This window comes from Nonomuraea sp. B1E8, assembly GCF_039871515.1.
Classification (GTDB): Bacteria; Actinomycetota; Actinomycetes; order Streptosporangiales; family Streptosporangiaceae; genus Nonomuraea.
This window is the reverse complement of the sequence record NZ_JBDPLS010000014.1, coordinates 182300-204643: the sequence shown is the minus strand read 5'-3', so window position 1 is coordinate 204643 and position 22344 is coordinate 182300. Positions and strand designations below refer to the sequence as shown.

Below are 22344 nucleotides of genomic sequence, written 5' to 3'. Positions count from 1 at the left end.
GGCCGCTCGACTCTACTGCTGTGTGCGTTTCCCGACCCGGTCGGAGGTGATGCGGTAGCCGTGCGGGATGCGTGGCCAGCGAGGGGAAGGCACTGGTGTACGCCTCGTAGGCACTGAGGACCTGGCGCACGTCATCCCAGCGGGTGACCATCCACAGGTCGAGCTTCGGCAGCAGGACGACCGGCGCTTCGCGGCGTAGCCTGGCGAAGATCGGATAGGGGTCACTGCCGAGCTGGTCGAAGGTGATGGACGCGGCGAAGTCGTTCATCGACGTCACCCTCCCGTCGGCACACCAGGCTGCTCGGCGGCCGCCTCATCGCCGCCGAGGCGAGGGCGCGGAACCGGATTGCCGCGCAGATACTCGACCTCGGTGCGCACGTTCGCCAGCGATTTGGCGGCAGTGTCCTGGCTGAAGCCGTTGCGGATGACGAAGCGGATGACGGCTATGTGCTCCATGTCGGGTGGCAGGTAGTACGTGGGGGCCTGCCAGCCGTGCATCTTCAGCCGGGCGGCCAGGTCGTAGACGGTGAAACCGTCGTAGCCGGGGGCGGTCCGTACGGCGAGCACCGGGAGTTCCGAGCCGTCGGCGATGAGCGAGAGCTCGGGGAGTTTCGCGATCTCCTCACCGAGGTAGGTCGCCACGTCCCGGCAGGTCTGCTGGTAACCCTCGACGCCGAGCCGCAGGAAGTTGTAGTACTGCGCGATGACCGGTGCGCCGGAGCGGGAGAAGTTGAGCGTGAAGGTGTCCATGTTGCCGCCGAGCAGGTCGCAGCAGAGCACCAGGTCCGCGGCAGAGCGTCCGGCTCCTGCCAGACGATCCAGCCGACGCCAGGGTAGACCAGGCCGAACTTGTGCCCCGAAGTGTTGATCGACTGCACCCGGGGAAGCCGGACACGCCGATGACGCCGATGGTGTTGTCGTCACAGACTTCGCCGAGCCGGGCCGGGTTCAAGGTGAAGGCCGGCTCCTCGATCGGTATCCAGCGCGGTTCGACGTCCCGGCACTGGCAGAACTTCGGCCAGCAGGCATGGACGGCAGTGCCCATCACGAGGTTGGGCTTGGCGGTGGGCAGCCCGGCCGCCCGGCGTCGTTCGCGCCATTGGAACTTCATCGCCAGCGCGCCGAGCATGGCCGCCTCGCTGGAGCCGCCCGTGGAGCAGCCGACGCTGGAGCCGTTCGGGTCGCCCCACAGGTGATCGAGCATGTTGACGCAGCGCGCCTCGATGTCGGCCGTCTGCGGGCACTGGTCGTGGTCGACGAGGTTGCGGTCGAGGGTTTCGGCGATGAGTTCGCGGGCCTGGGGCTCCGTCCAGGTCGTGCAGAAGGTGGCCAGGTTGAGCCGGGCGTTGCCGTCGAGCAGGAGTTCGTCTCGGATGAGCGCCTGGGCCGCTGTGGGACTCATCGGGCTGGCCGAGTTGAAAAGGGGGTCATTCGTCCCATGTCTCACAAGAGTCTGACAGAGAGGGTCCCGATCCGCTGAACCAGAACTGGGAGGAACCTCGCGATCGAGATTGTGGATGCTGCGCTGAGATCTCGGCGATTCTCTGCGCTGGACATCCTGGAATACGCCGGTAACGCTGACTTCTGCCCTGACTTTGGGAAATGAGGATACGGGTGAACGGAGAACAAACGTCTCGTTCGCGTGTGACGACCTGGAGAGACTGGGGCGCCGGCGCGGATATGAGTCGTGAGATCGACACAGGGGATCTCTGCGCCAGCGCACGCATGCTCGATCTCGGCGTGGCCGTGCTGGAGGTGAAGAGGTTTCATCCGGTGACGGCTCAACGCGAGCCGTGCCGGGCGGGCACCGAGCATGAGGACGTGGTCCATCTCATCGTGCCGCAGCACGGCACCGTGAAGGCGACCTGGTCGGGGCTGCAGGACACCGTAACCGTCGGTGAGATCTACGCGCTCGACCTCGCCGGGTTGGAGGAGATGAACCTGCAGGCCGACGGACGTGACCATCTGGAGTTGGTCATGCTCGCCGTCCCGAAGCCGCTGCTGCCACTGCGCGGTGACGCGATGGCTGCTCTCCTTGGGCACGGCGTGTCCGCCGACGGCGGAATGGGCGGGCTGCTCAAACAGTTCATCGAGGATCTGTCCGACGAGAAACTGTCGTTCAATTCGGCGGACGGGAAACGACTCGGGATGGTGTTGGTGGATCTCGTGGCCGCGTGTCTGTCCAGACAACTCGAATCCAAGCAGGGCCCACGGTCGAGCTCCCAGCAGGAGGCCCTTGGCCTGCGCCTACGTGCCTACATTCAGCGCCATCTGCATGATCCCGAGCTCAGCCCGCGGACGGTCGCGGCGGCGAACTACATCTCGGTCAGCTACCTCCACCGGCTGTTCCAGGAGCAGGGTGACACGGTCTCGGCATGGATCCGCGACCAGCGCCTCGGGCGTATACGCCGTGACCTCGCCGACGCCGCCCTGGCCGACATCCCGATCCACGAGATCGCTGCCCGCTGGGGGTTCGGCCGGCCGGGCGACTTCAGCCGGGCCTTCCGCACGGCCTATGGCGTGTCGCCGCGCGAGTTCAGGTCCGGAACGGCGTGCCGCTCCTGAGTTCGTGGGTGGCGGAGGCGGCGACCAGCGCCTGCGGCGGGTTCGGCCGGTCGTGGAGTGCTCGGTCTGGGGCTGGTTCAGCCGCTCAGGGCGGCCGGGTTCACCAGCGCCTGGGCGGCGACGAAGACCGCCACGGCGAAGACGAGGTAGGCGAACCAGCGGCGCAGCCGTACCGGGTCCAGGTGGCGGCCCAGCCGGGCGGCGGCCAGCGACCCGGCCACCGCCGCCGCGGTGAACGTGGCGATGACGCCGTAGTCCGGCATCACGCCCCCGGCGTGGGCCGCGAATCCGGCGACCGCGTTGACGAACACGATCAGCAGCGAGGTGCCGATCGCGGCCGTCATCGGCAGCCCAAGACCGAGCACCAGGGCCGGGATGACCAGGAATCCTCCGCCGACGCCGAACAGGCCGGTCAGCACGCCCACGGCCGCGCCCGCGACGATGCTCTTGGGCAGGCAGCTGCGCCAGTTGACCCCGCCGCCGGGCAGCGCGCACGCACCGCCCATGGGGGTCTGTTCGGCCAGCATCCGCCAGCCGGCCGCCACCATGAGGGCGGCGAATCCGATCAGGACCGCCTGCGGCGGCAGGAGCCGGTTGAGGGCGGCGCCGGCGAAGGCGGCCGCCGCGCCGGCGCCGCCGAAAACAGCGGCGATGCGCCAGCGCACCTGGCGCGCGCGGATGCGGGGCAGGGCGGCGGTGGCCGAGGAGATGCCCACCACCAGCAGGGAGGCCGGCACAGCCGAGGCCAGCGGCAGGCCGGCACCGTAGACGAGGGCGGGCACCGCCAGGATGGAGCCGCCGCCGCCCAGCAGTCCGAGCAGGACACCGATCACGGCGCCGAGGCCGAGTGCGGTCAGCATCGCCGTCTCCGTTCAGTCGCTTCGATCGATCGGTTCGTTCGGCAAGGTCATGGCGGTGCGTCCGCCGGTCAGCAGGAGCGGGCGCGCGGCCTGGCTCACTTGCGCTCGTCGGCCAGGGCGCCCAGCACGGCGCCGATGTCGGTACGGGGACCGCGGTTGTACGGGAGCTTGGCCAGCAGCATGCCCATGGTGCAGGTGTTCGACAGGGCTGCGAAGGTCAGCCCGCCGCCGATGGCCGCGGCGACCCACTTGGCCCTGGGGAGCACCGTGCTCGTCAGTACCGAGCCCAGCACGATGGAGCCGGCGACCAGGCGGACCTGGCGCTCCAGCTCCCAGCGGGGCCTGCCGGTGGCGACCGGGGCTCCGGCGGCCTGCCAAGCGGTGACCCCACCGGCCAGGACGCGCAGGCCTGGCAGGCCCGCGGTCGCGAGGCTCTGTCCGGCCGCTGCGGCACGCCGGCCGGAGCGGCAGACGAGCACGACATGCTCGTCGAGGTGGGCGCGGAGTTCGTCCCGGTGCTCGCGCAGCAGGTCCAGCGGCACGTTGTAGGAGCCGGGGATATGGGCGGTCTCGAACTCGCCGGGGGTGCGCACGTCGATCAGCCGGGGCGGGTCGCCGGACTCCAGGAGCCGCCGCAGGGCGGCGGCGTCCAGGGCGGCGGGGGTCTTCGGGGTGTCGGCGGTGTTCATGCGGTCTCCTTGTCAAGAGGTGAGGGTGGTCGGCTGGTTGCGGGATCGGCCATCTTCCGTGGCGGTTTCCGAATGGTCACGTCTCGGGGGCGGTGATGGTCAGGCCCGCAGCGGCGGCGTCGGCGTAGGCGTCGTCGATGTGCACCGCCGTCCGTCCGGCCCGCTGCAGCAGGCTGGTGGCGGCGGCGGCCCGGTAGCCGGAGCCGCAGTGCACCCACACCGTCCCGTGCGGCACCTCGGTCAGGCGTGCGGGCAGTTCGGGCAGCGGGATGTGGACGGCGCCGTCGAGGTGACCGGCCCGCCACTCGTTCGGCATGCGCACGTCCAGCACGACGTCCGGCGCGGGCAGATCACCGGCGTTGCGGCCGGCGCGGGCTGCGGCCAGGTCGGTGAACCTCGCCACCGGTAGCCCGGCCAGCCGGGTCTCGTCACCGCCGGCCCACTCCTCAGGGATCCCGGTCGCGGCGGCGGCCGGGCGGTCGATGCCGATGCGCGCCAGCTCGCGCTGGGCGGCGGCGACCTGCTCGGCCGACTCGCCCAGCAGCGTGAGAGGCGCCCCCCACGGGGCCATCCAGCCCAGCCAGGTCGACATCGGCCCGTCCAGGCCGAAGCTCAGGGTGCCGGTCAGGTGCCGGGCGGCGAACGCCTTGCGCGAGCGCAGGTCCACCACCCACTCGCCGGCCTCAATGCGTTTCCGCAGCAGATCGGCGTCGGCCGCCTGCACCGGGGTCAGGTCGATCAGGTCGGCGCCTGCGCTGTTGCGCGCACCCATGTGGGCGTAGTAGGCGGGGTAGGCGTCCAGTCCGGCCAGCGTCCGGGTGACGAAGTCGTCGGCCTCCAGACGCAGCACCGGATTGACCTGCCTTTCGCGGCCGATGGTGGAGGCCGGGGCGTCCGACTGGGTGGCCGAGCAGAAGCTGCCGAAGCCGTGGGTGGGCCAGATGTGCGCGCCATCGGGCAGCAGGTCGGCCAGCCGGCTCGCCGAGGCGTGCTGGTGGTGGGCCAGGGTGTGGGCGTGTTCGGCGCCGAGCAGGTCGGTGCGGCCGGTGGTGCCGAACAGCAGCGAGCCGCCGGTGAAGACCCCCTCGGAACCCTGCGGGCCGGTCAGGATGTAGGACAGGTGGTGGAAGGTGTGGCCCGGGGTGGCCACCACCGCGAGACGCATCCTCTCCGAGAGGGTGATCTCGTCGCCGTCGGCGACCGGCAGCCGCTCGAAGCCGACGGTGTCAGCGCCGGCGACCAGGTAGGCGGCCCCGGTCACCTGAGCCAGAGCCAGGCCGCCGGAAACATAGTCGTTGTGCAGGTGGGTCTCGGCCACATGAGTGATGCGCACCCCCAGCCGGCCGGCCAGGGCCAGGATCCGGTCGATGTCGCGCTGCGGGTCGACCACCAGCGCCACGCGGCCGTCGTGGGCCAGGTAGCTGCGGTCGCCCAGGGAGGAGGTCTCCACCACCTCGACGTGGATCGTGCTCATCGTCTCGCCGCCTTCGTGTGTCGTCGTCATCGCTGTCGGGATCGGGTCGTCGGCTCCGGGTGAGCGGTGCCGGGCCGTCTGCGGACCTTCTCCAGGGGCAGGCCGTCCCGCCGCCAGGCGTTCGGGCCGCCGGCAAGAAAGCGCACCCGCGCTCCGGCGTTCCGCGGGGCCTGCGCGGCGACCGCGCTGCGACGCCCGGGCGGACGCACCGTCACCGCGTCCCTACCCGCGTGGTCGGCCACATGCGGGCCCGTCTCACGGATCGTCATCACGTAACTCCTCAACGAAAATACCCGGGGGGGTATTCCCTTGTCAGATGTATGCCCAGGTCAAAAGGCGATTTTCTTCCGCACGCCTGGCGAGCGGAAGCGTCCGCATCAGCTGCGCACGCCCGGGGCCGCCTCGGCCCGAACCGACCCGGCGCCGTCGATCCGTCTCAGGACAGGGCCAGGAAGAGCTTCTCCAGCCGTTCAGGGGTGATCGGCGGCTCCTCGCCGGCCTCGCGCGCCAGCTGGCACTGCTGCAGGCCGGTCGAGATGATCTTGAAGCCGGCCCGGTCCAGGGCCTTGGAGACCGCGGCCAGCTGGGTCAGCACCCGCTCGCAGTCGTCGGCGTTCTCGATCATGGCAATCACTCCGCCCAGCTGGCCGTGGGCCCGCTTGAGCCGAGTGAGGGCGTCGGCCAGGACCGTCGCATCCATCTCCATCTGCTTCACCTTCCCGCCCGATGCGCGCCCTGGGGATGCGGGCACATGCGTCTCTCTCCGCCTGGGGGCAGAACTGCCCGACGGCGCTCCCACCATACCCCATGGGGCATATTTCCTGCGAAAACACCGATCCGGGTGACGCCCGCCACTCGCGGCGGCGAACCGTCCGAACCTCCGGCTCAGCACGACGATCCGCTCGACCAGGTTGTTGCGCCGGTACCGCGCCTCACGCTGCTTGGCGAGTTTGTTGCGGGCGACGCCGAGCAACCACGGCAGCACCTGCTCGGGCAAACAGACAGGCACCGGCCGGAACCGGTGCCTGTCGGATATGTCTGGCGCAGTCAGGTGGTGGCCTGCGTGCTCAGCTGCTGGAGGCGTCTCACCTCATCGCTGTTGGCAGCTCTCAGTGGTCGGCGACCGTGATCTTCACGCGGACGGAGCCGTCGTTGTCGCGGAGGCAACCGTCGGCGTCGTTGACGCGCAGCTGGAGGAAGCCGGCCTGGCGTGCGCGGATCAGGGCCCTGCTGCCGACCCTGTAGAGGTCTCCGTTGATCTTCGCGATCATCGAGCCGTGCGGGTGCCTGCTGAGGATCTTGCACTGCTGGTAGATCCTGCGGTCGATGTGCCTGGCGTAGCCTGCCGAGGACACGTAGGGGAACTCGCGGTGGTCGACCGTCCACCGGCCGCCGGCGTAGCGGATCCGGATCATGTCACCGGGTTCGACGTACACGCCCGCGTGCTGCCAGCCGCGCTCGGCGCTGATCCATTTGCTTTTGCCGTAGTGCGACGCGGCCGAGGCGGGTGAGGCGCCGGCGAGGACGCAACTACCGGCGGTGAGCGTGGCGAGGAAAAGGGTGGCCAGCTTGGATCGCATCTGTGAATGCCCTTCCGGGTCTCTTTCTTCTTTATGTTCGCCGTACATACGGGTTAGATGCGGCGGAGGAAGGAAAGTTCGGAGCTTTGCCATGTTTTCTTCGCCCCGCTCATCACGGCACCGTGCGCCGGTACGGGAGCCGGGAATCCGTCCTATAACGGCCACTAAGCATAATGCCAGGATAGATAGGGAGGATTCACCCATACGGGCCCCTCGCGAAAGGGATCGAAAGCCGCATCAAGCGCCCGTAGCCGGCTTCGCTGCCCCTCCAGAAGAAGGAAGTCAGGGTTCTGGGATGGGCGCGATGGCCGAACTCGGCCACGTCGGCGGCGGGGCGGGTCAGCGGCCGAGCCGGGCGTCCAGCGTTCCCACGCCGTTCTCGTGCGAGATCCCGTGGAACAGTTCGCGGGCCTCTTCCCAGACGGCCTTGGCCGTGCGGTGGTCGCCGGCGTCGTCGTGGGCGTCGCCGAGAGCCCGCAGCGTCCGCGCCAGGTAGGGGATCGAGCCGCGGGTTCGCCAGACCCGGACCGAGCGTTCGAGGGAGGCGATGGCGGCGGGCAGGTCTCCTTCGGCCAGGTTCAGCTGCCCGAGAACGCTGAGCGCGTCGGCGAGGTAATGGCCGAAGTTGCCGTCCTCGCTGTGGGCCAGCGTCAGCTCGGCGGTCGCCCTGGCCCGCTCGTCCCCGGTCGCGACGAACAACTTCGAGAGGTAGAGCAGCGAGAACGTCTCCAGATAGCGGTAGTTCAACCGCCGCGCCATGTCCAGGGACTCCTCCAGCAGTTCCTGGCCGCCCGTGAAGTCACCGCAGAACGCTTTCGCCGCCCCGAGGAACTGCGTGACCGTCGTGGTGTAGTGAGGGTTGCCGAGCGCCTCGGCGACCTTCGTCGCCTGCTCCAGGACCGTGTGCGCCGCTTGCGGGTCGTCCTCGCCGTAGATGATCGCCATCACGTGGTAGGCCCGCGCCTGGCCGCCGAGGTAGCCCGCGTCGGCGGCCGTCCGCAGGGCGCGCTCCGCCAGGGCGAGCGCCTGCGCACCGCCGTTCCCGTCGGCCGTCATGCTCCAGGCCAGGGTCGCCAGGGCGTCGGCCATTCCCACCGGGTCGCCCAGCATGGTGAACAGGTCGAGGAGTTGCGAGGCGCCGGCCCGCATCCGCGTCATCGCCGGTCCCGGGCCCGCCGGCGAGTTCCAGGTGGTGACCTCCAGGAGGCCGCGCATCAGCACGGCCTCGCCGCGCCTGTCGCCGGTCTCACGGCAGAGCGCGAGCGCCTGCTCGTGCATGCGCTGCCAGCCGTCGTACAGGCCGCGCACGTTGAGGTACGTCTCGGTGGACCCCGCGAGGTCCCACGCGAGCCGGGTCAGGCGCGCCTCGCACGCCTGGGCGACCCCCGCCATCAGCGCGGCGTGCTCCGCGCCGAACCAGGCCATCGGGTCGGCCAGCAGCGGGCCGGAGACCGCCGCGGGCAACCGCCAGCGCGGCGCACTGCTGTGCATGGGTGCGAAGCAGGGACCGGGGACGTGCTCCGCCGCGACCTCCGCCAGGGCCAGCCACGCGCCCAGGGCCCGCCGGAGCGCGGCCTGGCGCTCGGGTTCGGAATCCTCGCGCTGCGCCCGCTCGCGCGCGTACAACCGGATCAGGTCGTGGAACCGGTACCTGAGCCTGCCCGTCTCGTCCGTCCCCGTGAGGTTCAGCAGATGGGCGTCGACCAGGGTCTCGATCTCGCGTTCCGCCTGCCGTACCGGCACGTCGAGGAGGGCGGCCACCGCCCAGGAGGCGAAGTCGGGCGCGTCGAGCAGCCCGGCGAGCCGGAAGGCCCGCTGCGCGCCCGCGGGAAGCGTACGGTAGGTCATCTCGAATCCCGCGCGGATGTCGAGGTCGCCCGCCACGAGCTCGTCCAGCCGGTGGCGTTCCTCCCCGAGGACGCCGGCGAGGTGGGCCAGGCTCCACTGCCTTCTGCCGAGGAGCCTGGCCGCCGAGATGCGGACCGCCAGCGGGACGCGACCGCACAGCCGGGTGATCTCCAGAGCCGCGTCCGGATCGTCCTGGACGCGTTCGTCACCGATGATCCTTCTCAGCAGGTCCATGGCCTGGGCCGACGGCAGGACGTCGAGTTCCAGCAGGCTCGTGCCCTCGAGACCGACCAGCCGGACACGCCCGGTGAGCAGCACGGCCGTGCCGGGGGCCCCGGGCAGGAGCGGCCGCACCTGCTCCTCCCCGGCGACGTTGTCCAGCAGGATGAGGGTTCTCCGTCCGGCCAGGCAGGTCCGGTAGAGCGCCACGCGTTCTTCCAGGGATTCGGGTATGCCGGTGGCGCTGATGCCCAGGGCGAACAGGAAGCGGCTGAGCACGTCCTCCGGGCGGGCGGGGTCGGCGGAGGCGCCGCGCAGGTCCGCATAGAGCTGACCGTCGGGAAAGCGACCCGCGATCCGGTGCGCGACGTGCACGGCGAGCGTGGTCTTACCCAGGCCTCCCATACCGGCGATGCCGGCCATGGCGACGGTGCCCGGCCGCGGCTTGGTGAGGGTTTCGGTGAGCTCCGCCACCTCGCCGTCTCTGCCCGTGAACTCCGCGATGTCCGGCGGCAGTTCGGCGGGGGTGGGGGCCGTTCGAAGCTGGGACGTCAGGGCCGTGGCATGGACGTGACGGTAGGCGGACAGCGCACGCCTGGGCGCGTGCCGCGCCTTCTCGCCCGGCTCGGTGCTCATTTCGTCCGGCCGGCGCGCGGCACGTTCACGGTGGGGCCGGGCCTCCGCCGGCCTGTACGGGCCCGGCCTCCCGGACGAGCGCGTGATCTTCGCCTGGGCGCGAGGAACGAGGTCGAGTGACGGGTCCTCCGTGAGGATCCTCTGGTGCATGTCGTGCAGCTCTTCCGCCGGGTCCAGGCCGGTCTCCTCGACCAGGGTCCTGCGGGCACGCGTGTATTCGGCCAGCGCGTCCGCCCGCCGGCCGCAGCGGTACAGCGCCAGCATCAGCTGCGCGCGCAGCCGCTCCCGCAGGGGGTACTCGCCGGTGAGCGCGGTCAGCTCGCCCAGCAGCGCGGCGTGGCGTCCCAGCCTCAGGTCCACGGCGATCCGCGACTGCAGGACCGACATGCGCACCTCGTCCAGCCGCGCGGCCTCCGTGGCGAGCATCGGGACATCGGCCATGCCGGCGAACGCGGGCCCGCGCCAGAGACTCAGCGCCTCGTGCAGGAGGTGGGTCGCCACCTCCGGCTCACCGGCGGCCTCCGCCGCCTGCCCCGAGCCCGCCAGGTTCTCGAACTTCGCCGCATCCAGTTCGTCCCCGGAGACCGTCACCAGATAGCCGGAGCCCTGCCGCGCGACGCGAGCCGGGTCGTCCAGGTGCCGCCGGAGCCGGTGGACGTAGGTCTGCACGTTCTTGGTGGCGCTCTTCGGAGGGGTGCTCCCCCACAGCGCCACCACGAGTTGATCTTCCGAAACAGGGGCGCCCGCTTGGCACAGCAGAACCGCCAACAGCACCCGAGCCTTGGGCGTGCCGAGATCGAGCGGCTCACCCTCCCGCCACACCGTCAGTGGACCTAATATCCCGAACCTCATCGTGCTCCCTTGGATGGACGCACTGTAGACCTGGACGGCCTGTTCCGGCGGTCCACTGGGTGAAGAAACGGTTGCGAACTCTTCGATCCCCGGCGACGTCGGCGTGTGCTGCCGAGCGTCGGTTGCCGGGGTGATGTCAAGAACGCTCCGGGTGCTCCGACCTGTCTGGTGAGGACGGCGATACGCCCCTTGCACGGCGATTTCCGAAGCGAAGGAGCAGACATGTCACGGAATATCGAGACCGTCAACACCTACCTGGACGGTTTCCGCAAGAACGATCACGAGCAGATCCTGTCCTGCCTGACAGACGACATCGAGTGGACCGTCTTCGGCGCGTTCCACCTGACCGGCAAGGACGCCTATGACCGGGCCATCGACGGCCCGCCCGAACTCGTCGACCCTCCTCACCTGGAGGTCGTGCGCATGGTCGAGCAGGGCGATGTCGTCATGGCGGAACTCACCGGGACGGTGAAGCGAGTCGCGGGCGGCGAGATGCGCATGTCCATGGCGGAGGTGTTCGTCATGCGCGACGGCCTGATCGCCGAGCGTCGTGCCTGGGTCATCGAGCTGAAGGAGAACGGCTACCGCTGACCGGGCCGCGGCGGGTCGAGGGCCGGTTCGTCGGGGCCGGCCCTCAGTCCTCGGCCAGGCACCGCTGCAGCAGCACGAACCCTGGCATGGTCTGTGCCGGCCGGATGGCGACGTCGAAGATCTCCGGGTCCTCGAACACCGGCTCCCCGTTCGGGCGGCGCACGTACGCGACCCGCCCGTAGTCCACGCCGTCGTCGCGGTCGAAGCTCATCCAGGTGATGGCCTCCTGCTCGCCCTCCTGGAGCGGGTGGGAGGAGACCGCCCGGACGGCGATCGTGCTCGGAGGCTTGAACAACCAAACCTGCGGAACGCCCAGCACCCAGCGGACGACGTCGATCTCCAGGGCCTTCTCCGCCGCCCTGATCTCGAACGCCTCCGCCGTCACGGGATCGCGCAGGTAGTCGTACTCGCTCATGACGACCTTGTCCGTGCCCTCCATGGCGACGATGGCCGGGCACTCCCGGGCCACGATGTTCTTCTCCAAGCGCTCCACCGCATCGAACAGCAGATGCGCGGTCGCCTCGTTCATGTCGCCTCCGAACCACCTCGCCCGCAGCGTCCTCCGCCACCCCAGCGTTCCAGAAACGACCGGGCACAGGCGCACAACGCGCGGAACCCTTCCTGCGGTGTGTCGTCAGGGACCGCAGAGCGGGCAGTCGGGTCGCCGCGGGACGGGACGCGAACGGATCTCCAGCGGCCAGAAGTCCACCTCGCTCCACTTGCCGCTCAGCGCCGGCTCCAGCCCCGCCAGGACCCGGATCGCCTCCCAGCCCAGGATCGTGCCGACCAGCCCGCACAGCGCCCCGATGGCGCCCGCCTTCTGCCTCTTGCCGATCAGCGACTCCATCCGGTGACGCCCGTGGTCGGCGAAGGTCTCGGCCCGCACGCACGACCAGCAGGCCGTTCTGCCGGGAAGGACCGTCGCGCCGAGCACCCCGATGTGGTACGCGTAGCCGGTGCCCAGAATGTGCGGCACGTCCGGCCAGCAGGCCTCGCTGACCCAGGTGGCCGTGTCGTTGGGCGTGGGCAGGTCCATCGCGTTGATCACGATGCCCGACCCGTCCACCAGGTCGGTCAGGTCGGCGGGCGACGTGACGCGCCGGTCGAAGGTCTCGACCGTGACAAAGGGATTGGCCGCCCGCAGCCTGGCGGCGGCCGCCTCCACCTTGGGCGCTCCCACGTCGGCGAGGGCGAACAGGGTCTGCCGGGTCAGGTTGGACGGCTCGACCCGGTCGAAGTCGCACAGGCGGATCGTGCCGACACCCGCGCTCGCCAGGGAGAGCGCGACCCAGCCGCCGAGCCCGCCGACGCCGCACACCACCGCGGTCGAGCGGTCGACGCGCTCCTGCAACCGCACGCCGCAAGCGGCGTCGGCGCGGCCCTGGTCGCAGAAATCCTGGAGCAGCCGCAATTGGCGGTCGTAGAATTCGGCGCGCTCCTCGCCGAGCTTCGAAAAGGACGACTCCAGGTCTCCGACGCGGCTCAGGAGCCTTTCTTCCGTGAGGATCTGCAGCACTTCACCGAGCGCCTGCGCGTCACCGACGGAACGTTCGATCTCGGCATATGTACGGGTGCCGTCGAGGAGCTTTATCACGTGTTTCACGAAATCGTCGGCGGCGAATCTCTTCACGGTTCTGTCGGCCGTGCACAGGAAGAGCAGTTCGTGGCCCTCGGCCTGGACGATCACGCTGTCCCGCAGGCGGGGGCGCCACTCCGTCACGCGCTCCTCCTCGCCGAGGGAGGCGCGACGCCTCACCCGTGGCCACCGGCGCCCAGGTCTGCACCATGACCGGGCGCCGTCTCATGGGCGCCCTTTCGCCGACGGATTCTTCGGGTGCATTCTGCCCAGCAGAGGTTTGTTTCACAAGCCGGCCGGTTCCTGAATCGCCCGGTCGAGATTGCCGGCGGTGCCGTGCGGACCTTCGTGACCGTGCGTCCGGACCTGTCGCGGAGCCGGGACCCGCGGCGCATCCCCGGCCGAGGACCGTGATGACACAAGGGAAGGACCGGACCCGTGACGGACCCGGCCCTTCCCTACGAGAGCGCGGAGATCGCCTTGACCGCGGTGTCAGCCCCGCTCAAGCACGATCACCGAGGGTGGCGTGTCTTCAGGTGGTGCTGCGAGCCGACGCGGCCCAGGTGTTGCACGATCCGGGAGCGCCGCTGTTGTAGCCGCGCGTCATCCAGGCCGCCTGCGTGGGCCCCCTGCCGTGGTCGTTCTGCGGCCACGCCTTGGCGCCGTTCTTCCTGAACCAGTCCACCGTGTAGTCCCACTGCTGGTCCGAGAACTGCGATCCGTCCCGCAGCGTCGACATGAAGGCGCCGGAGAAGCACTCGGCCTGGAGCTCGGACCTGCGCGACAGCGCGAGGCGCTGGGAGCTGCCGGCCTGGTTGCGGGCCGTCCAGTAGTAGCTCCAGATCCTCGAGATCTGCTGCACGTGGTGGCCGTACTCGTGAGCCATGAGCCGCGCGATGCCCAGCGGGAACGGCTGCCGGAGCTGCTTCCTGGTGATCAGCATGTACATCGTGCGGTTGGAGGAGCAGTAGTAGCCGTCGGCGCCGGTGCTCCATTTGCCGCAGGGCGTGTTCACCTTCGTGGTGATGATGCGCAGCCGCGGCTTGGAGAAGGGCATGCGCGCCTTGCGGAACTGCGCGCCCCACGCCTTGTTCAGGCAGTTGGTCACGCGGGTCAGGAAGCGCTTGTACGCGCTCGTGCTCCCAGACGGCAGCGCGCCCGGCCGGCAGTTCACATCGGTGAGGCGGCCGGTCCGGTAGATCCGGTTCTTGGTGGCCAGCGACTTGTTCGCACTGGCACTCCAGCTCTGGGTGCTCGCCGCCGCCCCCGCGAGCGGCTGGGCAGCCTGCTGGATCTTGTTGCTGGATGCCACGGCTGCCGAAGCCACGCCGGGCGAGACGAACACCTGCGAGGTCACGGCCATCGTGAGGGCCACGCCGGTGGATGCGAGCGCTGCGAATCTGCGAGAAACGTTCATAGACTGCACAAGATTAGGTCAAGATCGGGAATATTGGGTCGCAATTGACACAATTGCTCCATGTGACAGGCGTGACAGGTGTGACAGGGGATACGAACGCACGTGGATCACGGGTTGCCGCCGGAGTCGCGATCATGATCGGCAGGACGCCCATCGCGGGACCTTCGACCCGGACAGGGCGATCGCGGCATGGCGGATTGTTTACCGTTGTCCCGCGTTGAAGGCGGCACTCCCGGTAAGGACCTCAGCATCCGACAACGGCTTCGGGGGGATCAGTGCCGGATACACCGCACGGGCGCGCCCATGCCCGGAACGCGTCCGCTGCGGGAAGTCGCCGGGCCGGACGGCCGAGGGCGACCGTGTCCTCCGGGCCGTTCCGCCCGGGCTTCTGGCGGAGCCCGCTGCGCGGTCCCTGGCTCACGTCGGTGTTCGGTCTCGTCCTGCTCGTCGGGCTTGCCGTCGTCGCGGTCACCGGGTTGCTGTCGTACGCCGCCTATGAGCCCCGCTTGCCGGGAAACGACACGACGCCGGGCAAGGGTCTGCTGGGCTTCTACCTCTTCGACTGGCCGACGCACCCGGCCTGGCTGTACCGGGTCACCCAGGGCACCCATGTCATCCTGGGGTTGACGCTGGTTCCCGTGCTGCTGGCCAAGTTGTGGTCGGTGATCCCCAAGCTGTTCCAGTGGCCGCCGGTGCGCTCGATCGCGCAGGCCGTCGACCGTGCCAGCCTGGTGTTGCTGGTCGGCGGCGCGGGGTTCCAGTTCGCTACCGGGATACTCAACATCCAGCTCTTCTACGTCTTTCCCTTCTCCTTCTATCCGGCGCATCTGTACGGTGCGTGGATCTTTCTGGCGGCGCTGGCCGTCCACGTCGCCATGCGGCTGCCGCGGGCGATCCGCGCGGTGCGGTCCCGGGACCTGCGGCGCGAACTGCGTACGCGCCTGGCCGACACGCGACCGGAACCTCCCGACCCCGACGGCCTGGTCCCGGCGGATCCGGCGCCGCCCACCATGTCCCGGCGCGGCCTGCTGGCGTTCGTCGGCGGCGGCTCGGCGCTGATGTTCGGCCTGTCGGCCGGCCAGACGCTGGACGGGCCGCTGCGCCGTACGGCCTTGTTGGCGCCGCACGGGCGCGAGTACGGGACGGGGCCCAACGACTTCCAGGTCAACAAGACGGCGGCGAGCCTCGGCGTCACCGCGTCGGAGACGGGCGGCGGGTGGCGGCTGGCGGTCGTCGGGGCGAGCCCGGTGCTCCTGTCCCGTGCGGACTTGCTGGCGATGCCGCTGCACACCTACACGCTGCCGATCGCCTGCGTGGAGGGGTGGTCGACCGAGCAGGTCTGGACGGGTGTGCGACTGGCGGACCTGGCCGGCCTGGCCGGCGTCCCGCCCGGCGCGGCGGCGGTCACCGCCAGATCGCTGCAACGCGGGGGCTATTTCGGCCAGGCCTCGCTCAGCGCCGGGCAGGTGGCCGACCCGCGTTCGCTGCTGGCGCTGCGGGTCAACGGCGCCGACCTCTCCCTCGACCACGGGTTCCCGGCGCGGATCATCGTGCCGAACGCCCCGGGCGTGCACAACACCAAGTGGGTGCGCGAACTCGTGTTCCGCCGGGAGGGACGGTGAACCGCCGCGGTCGTGGCGGGCGCCGGTGGGCGAGCGCCTACGGTGCCGGCCCCTGGCACCTTCTCGGGCTGGCGGCCTGCTTCGCGGTCGCCGGTTACGCCGCCACCCGGGTGGTGGAGGCCGGCATCTGGATGGGGTTCGCCGTGTGGTTCCTCGGCGCCGTCGTCTTCCACGACCTGGTGTTGTGGCCGCTGTACTCGGCGGCCGACACCGCGATCCGATCGCTGCCGAAGCTTCCCGCGCGCCTCGGCCGGGCACGGCCGGCCGAGGGGCGGCCCGCGGTGGTCAACCACGTACGGGTGCCGGCCGGGCTGTCCTGCCTGCTGCTGCTGGTGTGGTTCCCGCTCATCCTGCGCGGCGCCGAGCGCAACTACCGGGCAGCGGTCGGGCTGAGCACCTCCCCCTACCTCGCGCGATGGTTGTCGATCACCCTGGTGCTCTTCGGCGTCTCGGGCCTGCTCTACGCGGTGCGGCGCTGGGCCGCGCGACGGTCGAATCGCTGACCGGCCGCGATCGGCGATGACGCGACGGCGGGCGCGCTTGTCCCCCGTGCGAGCTACCGGCGAGTGTCCACCGTGCGGGGACGCTTCGGGCACGGCCTGATCCATAACGTTGGGGCGTGGTCACGGCGCTCCGCCGCTTTCCCACCACACCACCCTGTGAATCACCGGAGGACCCCCATGCCCCGCACGATCAAGGCAACCGTTCTGGCCGCGCTGTGCACCACCGTGATCGGCGCGGGAGTCGCCGGTTGCAACGGCGACGCGCTGGAGAACTGGGACCCCATCGCCTCCGCGGAGCAGCAGGTCGAGGCCGACCTGATCTCCGGGACCAAGAAGATCAAGGTCGCCGGAACGTCGGTGAACGTGTCGTGTGCGGGTGACGCGGCGGACGGTGAGCCGGTCATCGTGCTGCTGCATGGCGGGGGCGACGACCTGACCAAGCTGGCCGCGCTGCAGAAGGCGCTGAGCGGGAAGGACCGGGTCTGCTCCTACGACCGGCTCGGCGCGGGCGGCAGCGACAAGCCGCAGGGTCCTCAGGACTTCGCGAGCACCGGCAAGATCTTGACCGGGGTGCTGGACCGGGTCGCCGGTGACCGTCCGGTCGTGCTGGCCGGGCACTCGCTGGGCGGGCTGATCGCCGCCCGCTACGCCCCCGACCACCAGGACCGCGTCAAGGGGCTGGTGCTGATGGACGCCACCCCCTCGACCATGGCCGGTGACGTCGCCAAGGTGATCCCGGCCTCGGCCAAGGGCCCTGCGGCCGAGGTGCGCGCGCAGAACCTGGCGATCTTCCAGGGGCAGAACCCGGAGCAGCTCGTCATGGCCGACGGCAAGGTCCGTTCCGCTGGGGACATCCCGGTCGAGGTGATCCAGCACGGGCAGCCGTACCTGGCGGCCATCCCCACGTACGGCAAGCAGCTGGAGAAGGCGTGGAGCGCCGGCCAGCGCAAGTGGCTCGCGATCTCCAGCGACAGCAGGCCGAGCACGGCCGCCAAGAGCGGCCACTACATCTACGTCGACCAGCCCGACGTCGCCGTCAAGGCCATCCAGCGCGTCACCACCCAGGTCGCCGGCTAGCCGCCTGCCCGTCCGGGCTGCGCGCAGACGGCCAGGCTGTGGTGGGCGAACCGGCGTACGGACCGCACCTGGGAGTGGTCGCGGAGCCAGGCCAGGCGTAGCGGCACCGACGGCCCGTCGCTGAGCGGGACGGCCCTGACGTCCGCCGATCCCGTCGCCGCCGCCGCGCGGGGCGTGCACAGGACGACGGCCTGCCCCAGGCGGACGATCGACAGCATCTGCATGCCGTCGCTCACCACCGGCCCCGGACGCCCCGGCAGCCCGTCCGGCCAGAGCTCGGCGGCCATGCGCTCGAGGTTGTTTCCCCGCCAGCGCACCACCTGCTCGTCCGCCAGGTCCGCCGTAGCGATCGATTCCCTGCCCGACAGCGGATGTGACGCCGCGAACAGCACGTGCACCTGTTCCATGTCCAGGACCACGTTCTCCAGCGTCTCGTCGTCGAGCGACGCGCGCACCAGCGCGAGGTCGGCCGCGCCGGAGCGCAGCTGGTCGAACTGGTCGTCCGCGTTGCCGACCACCACACGTCCGGGCATCAGCGGCCGGGTCTCGTTGTACGCGTGCACAAGCTCGTTCAGCAGCCAGGCGTCGCAGCCGGGCCCTGTCACCGTCAGCGGAGACTGCGTCCCCGCCGCCCTGCGCGCCCGTGACATGGCGTGCCCGGCCTGGGAGACCAGGCTCCTGGCCTCGCCCAGCAGGACCTCACCCGCGGAGGTCAGGCTCACATCGCCGGGGGCTCGGACGAGCAGTGGGGCTCCGACGTCCCGCTCCAGGGCGCGGATGGCGCGGGAGAGCGCGGGCTGGGTCATGGCGAGCCGCGCGGCGGCCCTGGTGAAGTTGCGTTCTTCGGCCACCGCGATGAAGTAACGCAACTGGCGAATCTCCACGTCGGCCACGCGCGCAGTGTCTCACGTGCGGCTATGCCGCTGCGACATGGCGGCCTGCCACATCGGACCTTCCTTTCCCCGGGTGGCCGGTGTGTGCTGGACAGGCGCCGCGGCGCGGAGCCCTTTCGGCCCCGCGACCTCACCCGCGGCGCTCGTTCACCTTCACCCTCTTGATTGGATGACGCATGTCTGAGCATGCCCGCAAGGCGGTCGTGACCGCGGGAACCGGCGGGATCGGCCTGGAGACGGCCGCGGGGCTGGCGGCACAGGGCTGGGACGTCACCGTCGTGGGCCGCGACGCCGACCGCGGCGCCGCCGCGACGGCCCGGCTGGAGGAGGTCGCAGGGCGCCCCGCGGGCCGTTTCCTGCGCGCCGACCTCTCCTCCCTGTCCGGCACCCGCGCCCTCGCGGATCGGCTGGCCGCGGAAGGGCCCCTGCACCTGCTGGTCAACAACGTGGGCGGCATGTGGACCCGGCGCTGGGAGGGCGCCGACGGCATCGAGGCGAGCCTGATGCTCAACCACCTGTCGCCGTACGTGCTGACCGAGGCCCTTCTGGACGCGCTCAAGGCCGGCGCGCCCAGCCGCATCGTGAACGTCACGTCCTCCGCCATCATGGCCGCGGTGCCGGTGTTCGAGGAGGCGGAGCCGCCGGGGCCCTACTACGGCATGGCCGCGACGGGCCGGGCGAAGCTCGCCCACCTCGCCTACACGATGGACCTCGCCAAGCGACTGGACGGCCAGGGCACGCAGGTCGTGGCCGTCGACCCGGGACCCGCCGCGACCCCCAACGCGGCGCAGATGACGATCGACATCCTGCCGCCTCAGATGCGACCGCTCTGGGACCAGGTCCAGGAGTGGGTCACCCGCCCGGTGGCGGAGGCCGCGGCCGCCGTCCTCGCCGCCTGCACCGGCCCCTCGCACGGGACGGGTGCGCTGATCGGCCCGTCAGGCGCTCCCGACGACAGCCTGCGCCAGCACCTGACGGAGGACGTGGCGGCGGCCGTACGCGCGTGGACCCCCGGGCTCCTCGCCGGCTGACGACACCGTCGGCACCGGCTGAGCCGCTTCCCAGGGTTGCAACGGGCCGCGCGCACTCCGTGGGTCACCGGGCCGATGCTCGAAGGGCCGAGGCGATCCATGTGAAGATCGCCGGATCGTCCTCGCCCGTCCTGGGCGGGGTGTCGTTGATCAGCTCCACCAGGGACAGGTATCTGCCGTGGGTGGCGTCGTACCGCTCCTCCTCCTGGGCGTCCTCGCGCCGCAACTGCTCGACGAGGAGGAAGGCCCTGGCCAGCCGCTCACGTTGCTCGGTCGTGGACTGCGCGTCCATGGCCTCGGCGGCGGCGCTCGCCATGCGGACGACCAGCTCCCGCGCCCGTGGCGAGTCCGGAGCCATCCCCGATCGGTACGCCGCCACGAGCTCCTCCCCGATCTTCGCACCGTCCTTGTGGATGAAGTCCCACACCGGCGCGGCGGCCACGCTGCTCCCCGGGAAGGTGCCGTACGTGTCCTGGAGGTAGGAGCGGACCGCGCGGCGGAACTCCTCGCCCTGGACCAGGTCGGCCAGCTCGATCCAGGCTTCGAGCTGGGCGGCGCTGGGGTCCTCCGGCAGCCGCGGCCGCATCGTACGCAGGCGGTCGACGAAGCCGGACGGCACGTCGAGGCCCTCGCCGACCTCGTTCCAGAAGTCGTCGACGAGCCGCTCACGCTCCTCGTCGGGCATCGAGACGAGCTTGTGCATCAGAGCGGCCTGCGCGGCCGTGCCACCCTGCTTGACCAGCGTCCGCAACACCGCCCGCCTGGCCCGCAGATCCCGCTCCTGACGCTCGACGAGCTCCAGATGCGTCACGACGAGATCGTGCAGCGACGTCTCGCCGTCCAGCAGCCGGCGGGCGTCGTCCAGGCCGGTGCCCAGATCGCGGAGGGTGCGAACGAGTTCGAGCCGCGCGATGGCACGGATGTCGTACAGCCGGTGGCCCGCCTCGGTGGTCTGTGTGGGTGCGATGATCCCGGCGTCTGAGTAGTAGCGGATGGCGCTGACGTTCAGCCCGGTCCTGCGGGCCACGTCCCCGATGGCGTACAGCTCGTTGTCGTCCATGCCGCCACTATGGGATCTCAAGCAGCTTGAGTTGCAAGACCGCCGGAAAACCGGGTTGCCGTGCCGGCCTGGCATGCGCAACCGTGCGTGACGGGGTCGAGGCGATGCATCGCAGGACCCAGCGGGCCCGGCAGCTCAACTCGCACCGGTACGGCGGGCGCAAACCCGTCGTCGAGGACTTCCCCGGGGCGCCGCCGTTCCCCGAGGCCGGAGCGCCGCCCGCGGGCTAAGCCGTCACCGTCGAGGACGTCGCCGTGGACGGCACCTTCCCCGCGGAGGGGTTCGAGGAGCGCGAACAGGCCTGGGCGCGGGCCGCCGTCACGGCATGGGCCCGGCGGGTCAGCTGAGGACTTCGCCTCCGTCGACGGTGATGATCTGGCCGGTGACGTAGTTGTTGGCCATGAGGAAGAGGGCTGTGGCGGCGGCTTCCTCCGCGGTGCCGAAGCGGCCGAGCGGAGCGGTCGCCCCGGCGGCGGCGACCGCCTCGTCGGAGTCCAGCCCTGGCAGCGAGCGCAGCAGCGGGGTGTCGATCCGGCCGAAACGGACGGTGTTCACGCGCACCCGTGCGGGGGCGAGCTCCACCGCGAGCGCGCGGGTGAGGGTCTCCACGGCGCCGGTGACCGCCAGGGGGGCGGTCATTCCGGGAAGGGGGCGGACCACGAGGATCCCCGAGCTGAACGTGAGCGAGCCTCCCGCGGGAAGCCAGGTCGCCGCCGCGCGGGCGGCGGCGAAGGCGGCCCCGAGGCGGGAGTCGAAGGTTGTTCGGATGGCGTCGGCCGTCAGCCCGGTCACAGGGCCGGCGCCGCTGATGCCGCCGGCGGTGACGAGCACGTGGTCGGCCTGGCCCGCCCGGTCGAAGGCCTCGGCGAGGGTCTGCTCGTCTGCGCCGTCGCCGGGAACGCCCACCACGGCGTCGTCGGGGGCGTCGGCCCGGCTCGCGCTCCGTACTCGGGAGACCGCGGCCTCGAGCCGGTCGGGATCGCGGCCGACCAGCACGACCCTGGCGCCGACGGAACGCAGCAGGACGCCCGCGGCCAGCCCGATGCCCGAGCTCGCGCCGATGAGCACGGCGGTGGCGCCGGAGAGGGAGCCGGGCAGCGGCGAACGAACGGGGATGGGAGACGCAGCATTCATTGCGAAGCCTTTCAGCAAATAAACCATCCAGTTGTTTTATCAATCCTGCCGCCCGGGCGGCACGAAGTCAACTGGGTGGTTTAATTTCTCCATGGCCTACGACGCGGAGGACACCAGACGGCGGATCTTCGCCGCCGCCGCCGCCGAGTTCGCGCTGCACGGTCTGGCGGGAGCCAGGGTCGACCGGATCGCGACGAACGCCAGGGCCAACAAGCAGGCCATCTACCTCTACTACGGAAGCAAGGAGAAGCTGTTCGCCGCCGTAGTGCGGGCGAAGCTGCGAGAGGTCGGCGTCTCCGTCTTCATCACCCCCGACGCGGTGGCCGAGTCGGTCGGGCAGATGTTCGACTGGTATCAGGAACACCCGGAGCTGATCAGGCTGCTGCTGTGGGAGGCGCTCGAGGCGTCCGGCGAACCCGACGAGAGCGAGAAGGAGCGCCGTGACGGTTTCCGCCAGAAGGTGCATCACCTCGTGGAAGGAGGCGTGGTCGCCCACCTTCCCGAGGAGGAGCGCGTCCGCGCCGCCCAGGACCTGCTGTTCACTATCATGGGACTGATCGCCTGGAACTTCGCCGTGCCCAGGATGTGCCGCACCATCCTGGACGAGGAGAGCGATCAGGCCGCCCTGGCCCGCCGCCGCGACACGGTGATCGAAATCGCTCGCCGGCTCGCCGCCTCCCCGGAAGGTGACAGGCACTGAGGGTGCTCCCCCGCCGC

Annotated in this window: 23 protein-coding genes; 9 read left to right on the top strand and 14 right to left on the bottom strand. The window is 70.6% G+C overall.

Going from position 1 to position 22344, the window contains the following annotated elements; genetic code table 11:
• Nucleotides 1–273: 273 nt before the first annotated feature.
• Nucleotides 274–780: a hypothetical protein gene (locus ABGA98_RS36940; protein WP_347623082.1), complete on the bottom strand. Its 507-nt coding sequence runs from the start codon at nucleotides 778–780 to the stop codon at nucleotides 274–276.
• A gap of 119 nt (nucleotides 781–899) precedes the next feature.
• On the opposite strand from ABGA98_RS36940, the gene ABGA98_RS36935 reads away from it, so the two are divergent.
• Together ABGA98_RS36935 and ABGA98_RS36930 are read left to right on the top strand one after the other, a co-directional pair.
• Nucleotides 900–1196 carry a hypothetical protein gene (locus ABGA98_RS36935; RefSeq protein WP_347623081.1) on the top strand — a complete coding sequence of 99 codons (297 nt, stop codon included), beginning with the start codon at nucleotides 900–902 and terminating at the stop codon, nucleotides 1194–1196.
• A gap of 418 nt (nucleotides 1197–1614) precedes the next feature.
• Complete coding sequence (locus tag ABGA98_RS36930) at nucleotides 1615–2565, top strand: AraC family transcriptional regulator (protein ID WP_347623080.1); 951 nt, start codon at nucleotides 1615–1617, stop codon at nucleotides 2563–2565.
• Nucleotides 2566–2642: 77 nt separating this feature from the next.
• Here ABGA98_RS36930 and ABGA98_RS36925 read toward each other — a convergent pair whose 3' ends face one another.
• From ABGA98_RS36925 to ABGA98_RS36895, 7 genes are all read right to left on the bottom strand, one after another.
• A complete protein-coding gene (locus ABGA98_RS36925) occupies nucleotides 2643–3425 on the bottom strand; it encodes a sulfite exporter TauE/SafE family protein (RefSeq protein ID WP_347623079.1) in 783 nt (260 codons plus the stop codon).
• A gap of 95 nt (nucleotides 3426–3520) precedes the next feature.
• A complete protein-coding gene (locus ABGA98_RS36920) occupies nucleotides 3521–4114 on the bottom strand; it encodes a rhodanese-like domain-containing protein (protein WP_347623078.1) in 594 nt (197 codons plus the stop codon).
• 76 nt (nucleotides 4115–4190) lie between these two features.
• Nucleotides 4191–5618 carry an MBL fold metallo-hydrolase gene (locus ABGA98_RS36915; RefSeq protein ID WP_347623077.1) on the bottom strand — a complete coding sequence of 476 codons (1428 nt, stop codon included), beginning with the start codon at nucleotides 5616–5618 and terminating at the stop codon, nucleotides 4191–4193.
• Nucleotides 5615–5857 carry a hypothetical protein gene (locus tag ABGA98_RS36910; protein ID WP_347623076.1) on the bottom strand — a complete coding sequence of 81 codons (243 nt, stop codon included), beginning with the start codon at nucleotides 5855–5857 and terminating at the stop codon, nucleotides 5615–5617. The genes ABGA98_RS36915 and ABGA98_RS36910 overlap by 4 nt, the downstream gene beginning before the upstream one ends.
• A 167-nt stretch (nucleotides 5858–6024) precedes the next feature.
• Nucleotides 6025–6294 carry a metal-sensitive transcriptional regulator gene (locus ABGA98_RS36905; RefSeq protein ID WP_347623075.1) on the bottom strand — a complete coding sequence of 90 codons (270 nt, stop codon included), beginning with the start codon at nucleotides 6292–6294 and terminating at the stop codon, nucleotides 6025–6027.
• Nucleotides 6295–6697: 403 nt separating this feature from the next.
• Entirely contained in the window at nucleotides 6698–7168 is a 471-nt protein-coding gene (locus ABGA98_RS36900; protein ID WP_347623074.1) for a hypothetical protein, read from the bottom strand.
• Nucleotides 7169–7507: 339 nt separating this feature from the next.
• Nucleotides 7508–10723: a BTAD domain-containing putative transcriptional regulator gene (locus ABGA98_RS36895; protein WP_347623073.1), complete on the bottom strand. Its 3216-nt coding sequence runs from the start codon at nucleotides 10721–10723 to the stop codon at nucleotides 7508–7510.
• Nucleotides 10724–10945: 222 nt separating this feature from the next.
• On the opposite strand from ABGA98_RS36895, the gene ABGA98_RS36890 reads away from it, so the two are divergent.
• Nucleotides 10946–11314 carry a nuclear transport factor 2 family protein gene (locus ABGA98_RS36890; RefSeq protein WP_347623072.1) on the top strand — a complete coding sequence of 123 codons (369 nt, stop codon included), beginning with the start codon at nucleotides 10946–10948 and terminating at the stop codon, nucleotides 11312–11314.
• A 43-nt stretch (nucleotides 11315–11357) separates the two neighbouring features.
• Here the strand turns inward: ABGA98_RS36890 and ABGA98_RS36885 are convergent, their stop codons facing one another.
• The 3 genes from ABGA98_RS36885 to ABGA98_RS36875 form a co-directional block, all read right to left on the bottom strand.
• The gene (locus tag ABGA98_RS36885) at nucleotides 11358–11843 is read right to left on the bottom strand and encodes a hypothetical protein (RefSeq protein WP_347623071.1); all 486 of its coding nucleotides are present in this window, start codon (nucleotides 11841–11843) and stop codon (nucleotides 11358–11360) included.
• A 105-nt stretch (nucleotides 11844–11948) separates the two neighbouring features.
• The gene (locus ABGA98_RS36880) at nucleotides 11949–13034 is read right to left on the bottom strand and encodes a ThiF family adenylyltransferase (RefSeq protein ID WP_347623070.1); all 1086 of its coding nucleotides are present in this window, start codon (nucleotides 13032–13034) and stop codon (nucleotides 11949–11951) included.
• 388 nt (nucleotides 13035–13422) lie between these two features.
• Nucleotides 13423–14265 (bottom strand): neutral zinc metallopeptidase, encoded by an 843-nt coding sequence (locus ABGA98_RS36875; RefSeq protein ID WP_347623069.1) that lies wholly within the window; start codon nucleotides 14263–14265, stop codon nucleotides 13423–13425.
• A 467-nt stretch (nucleotides 14266–14732) separates the two neighbouring features.
• Between ABGA98_RS36875 and ABGA98_RS36870 the strand changes: the two genes are divergently transcribed.
• From ABGA98_RS36870 to ABGA98_RS36860, 3 genes are all read left to right on the top strand, one after another.
• Nucleotides 14733–15929, top strand: coding sequence for a molybdopterin-dependent oxidoreductase (locus ABGA98_RS36870; protein WP_347623068.1), 1197 nt, complete (start codon nucleotides 14733–14735; stop codon nucleotides 15927–15929).
• Nucleotides 15926–16432 (top strand): hypothetical protein, encoded by a 507-nt coding sequence (locus ABGA98_RS36865; RefSeq protein WP_347623067.1) that lies wholly within the window; start codon nucleotides 15926–15928, stop codon nucleotides 16430–16432. Before ABGA98_RS36870 ends, ABGA98_RS36865 begins: the two co-directional genes overlap by 4 nt.
• Before the next feature lie 177 nt (nucleotides 16433–16609).
• Nucleotides 16610–17509: an alpha/beta fold hydrolase gene (locus ABGA98_RS36860; RefSeq protein ID WP_347623066.1), complete on the top strand. Its 900-nt coding sequence runs from the start codon at nucleotides 16610–16612 to the stop codon at nucleotides 17507–17509.
• Here the strand turns inward: ABGA98_RS36860 and ABGA98_RS36855 are convergent.
• Entirely contained in the window at nucleotides 17506–18402 is an 897-nt protein-coding gene (locus ABGA98_RS36855) for a LysR family transcriptional regulator (RefSeq protein ID WP_347623065.1), read from the bottom strand. The genes ABGA98_RS36860 and ABGA98_RS36855 overlap by 4 nt on opposite strands.
• Nucleotides 18403–18578: 176 nt before the next feature.
• Between ABGA98_RS36855 and ABGA98_RS36850 the strand changes: the two genes are divergently transcribed.
• Nucleotides 18579–19433: an SDR family NAD(P)-dependent oxidoreductase gene (locus ABGA98_RS36850; RefSeq protein WP_347623064.1), complete on the top strand. Its 855-nt coding sequence runs from the start codon at nucleotides 18579–18581 to the stop codon at nucleotides 19431–19433.
• A 64-nt stretch (nucleotides 19434–19497) separates the two neighbouring features.
• Here the strand turns inward: ABGA98_RS36850 and ABGA98_RS36845 are convergent, their stop codons facing one another.
• Nucleotides 19498–20493: a MerR family transcriptional regulator gene (locus ABGA98_RS36845; RefSeq protein WP_347623063.1), complete on the bottom strand. Its 996-nt coding sequence runs from the start codon at nucleotides 20491–20493 to the stop codon at nucleotides 19498–19500.
• Between the two features lie 83 nt (nucleotides 20494–20576).
• On the opposite strand from ABGA98_RS36845, the gene ABGA98_RS36840 reads away from it, so the two are divergent.
• Nucleotides 20577–20723: a hypothetical protein gene (locus tag ABGA98_RS36840; RefSeq protein WP_347623062.1), complete on the top strand. Its 147-nt coding sequence runs from the start codon at nucleotides 20577–20579 to the stop codon at nucleotides 20721–20723.
• A 109-nt stretch (nucleotides 20724–20832) separates the two neighbouring features.
• Here the strand turns inward: ABGA98_RS36840 and ABGA98_RS36835 are convergent, their stop codons facing one another.
• Nucleotides 20833–21627, bottom strand: a complete 795-nt coding sequence (locus tag ABGA98_RS36835) for an SDR family oxidoreductase (protein WP_347623061.1) — start codon at nucleotides 21625–21627, stop codon at nucleotides 20833–20835.
• Between the two features lie 91 nt (nucleotides 21628–21718).
• Here ABGA98_RS36835 and ABGA98_RS36830 point away from each other — a divergent pair, with 91 nt between their 5' ends.
• Nucleotides 21719–22327 carry a TetR family transcriptional regulator gene (locus ABGA98_RS36830; protein ID WP_347623060.1) on the top strand — a complete coding sequence of 203 codons (609 nt, stop codon included), beginning with the start codon at nucleotides 21719–21721 and terminating at the stop codon, nucleotides 22325–22327.
• Nucleotides 22328–22344 lie beyond the last annotated feature (17 nt).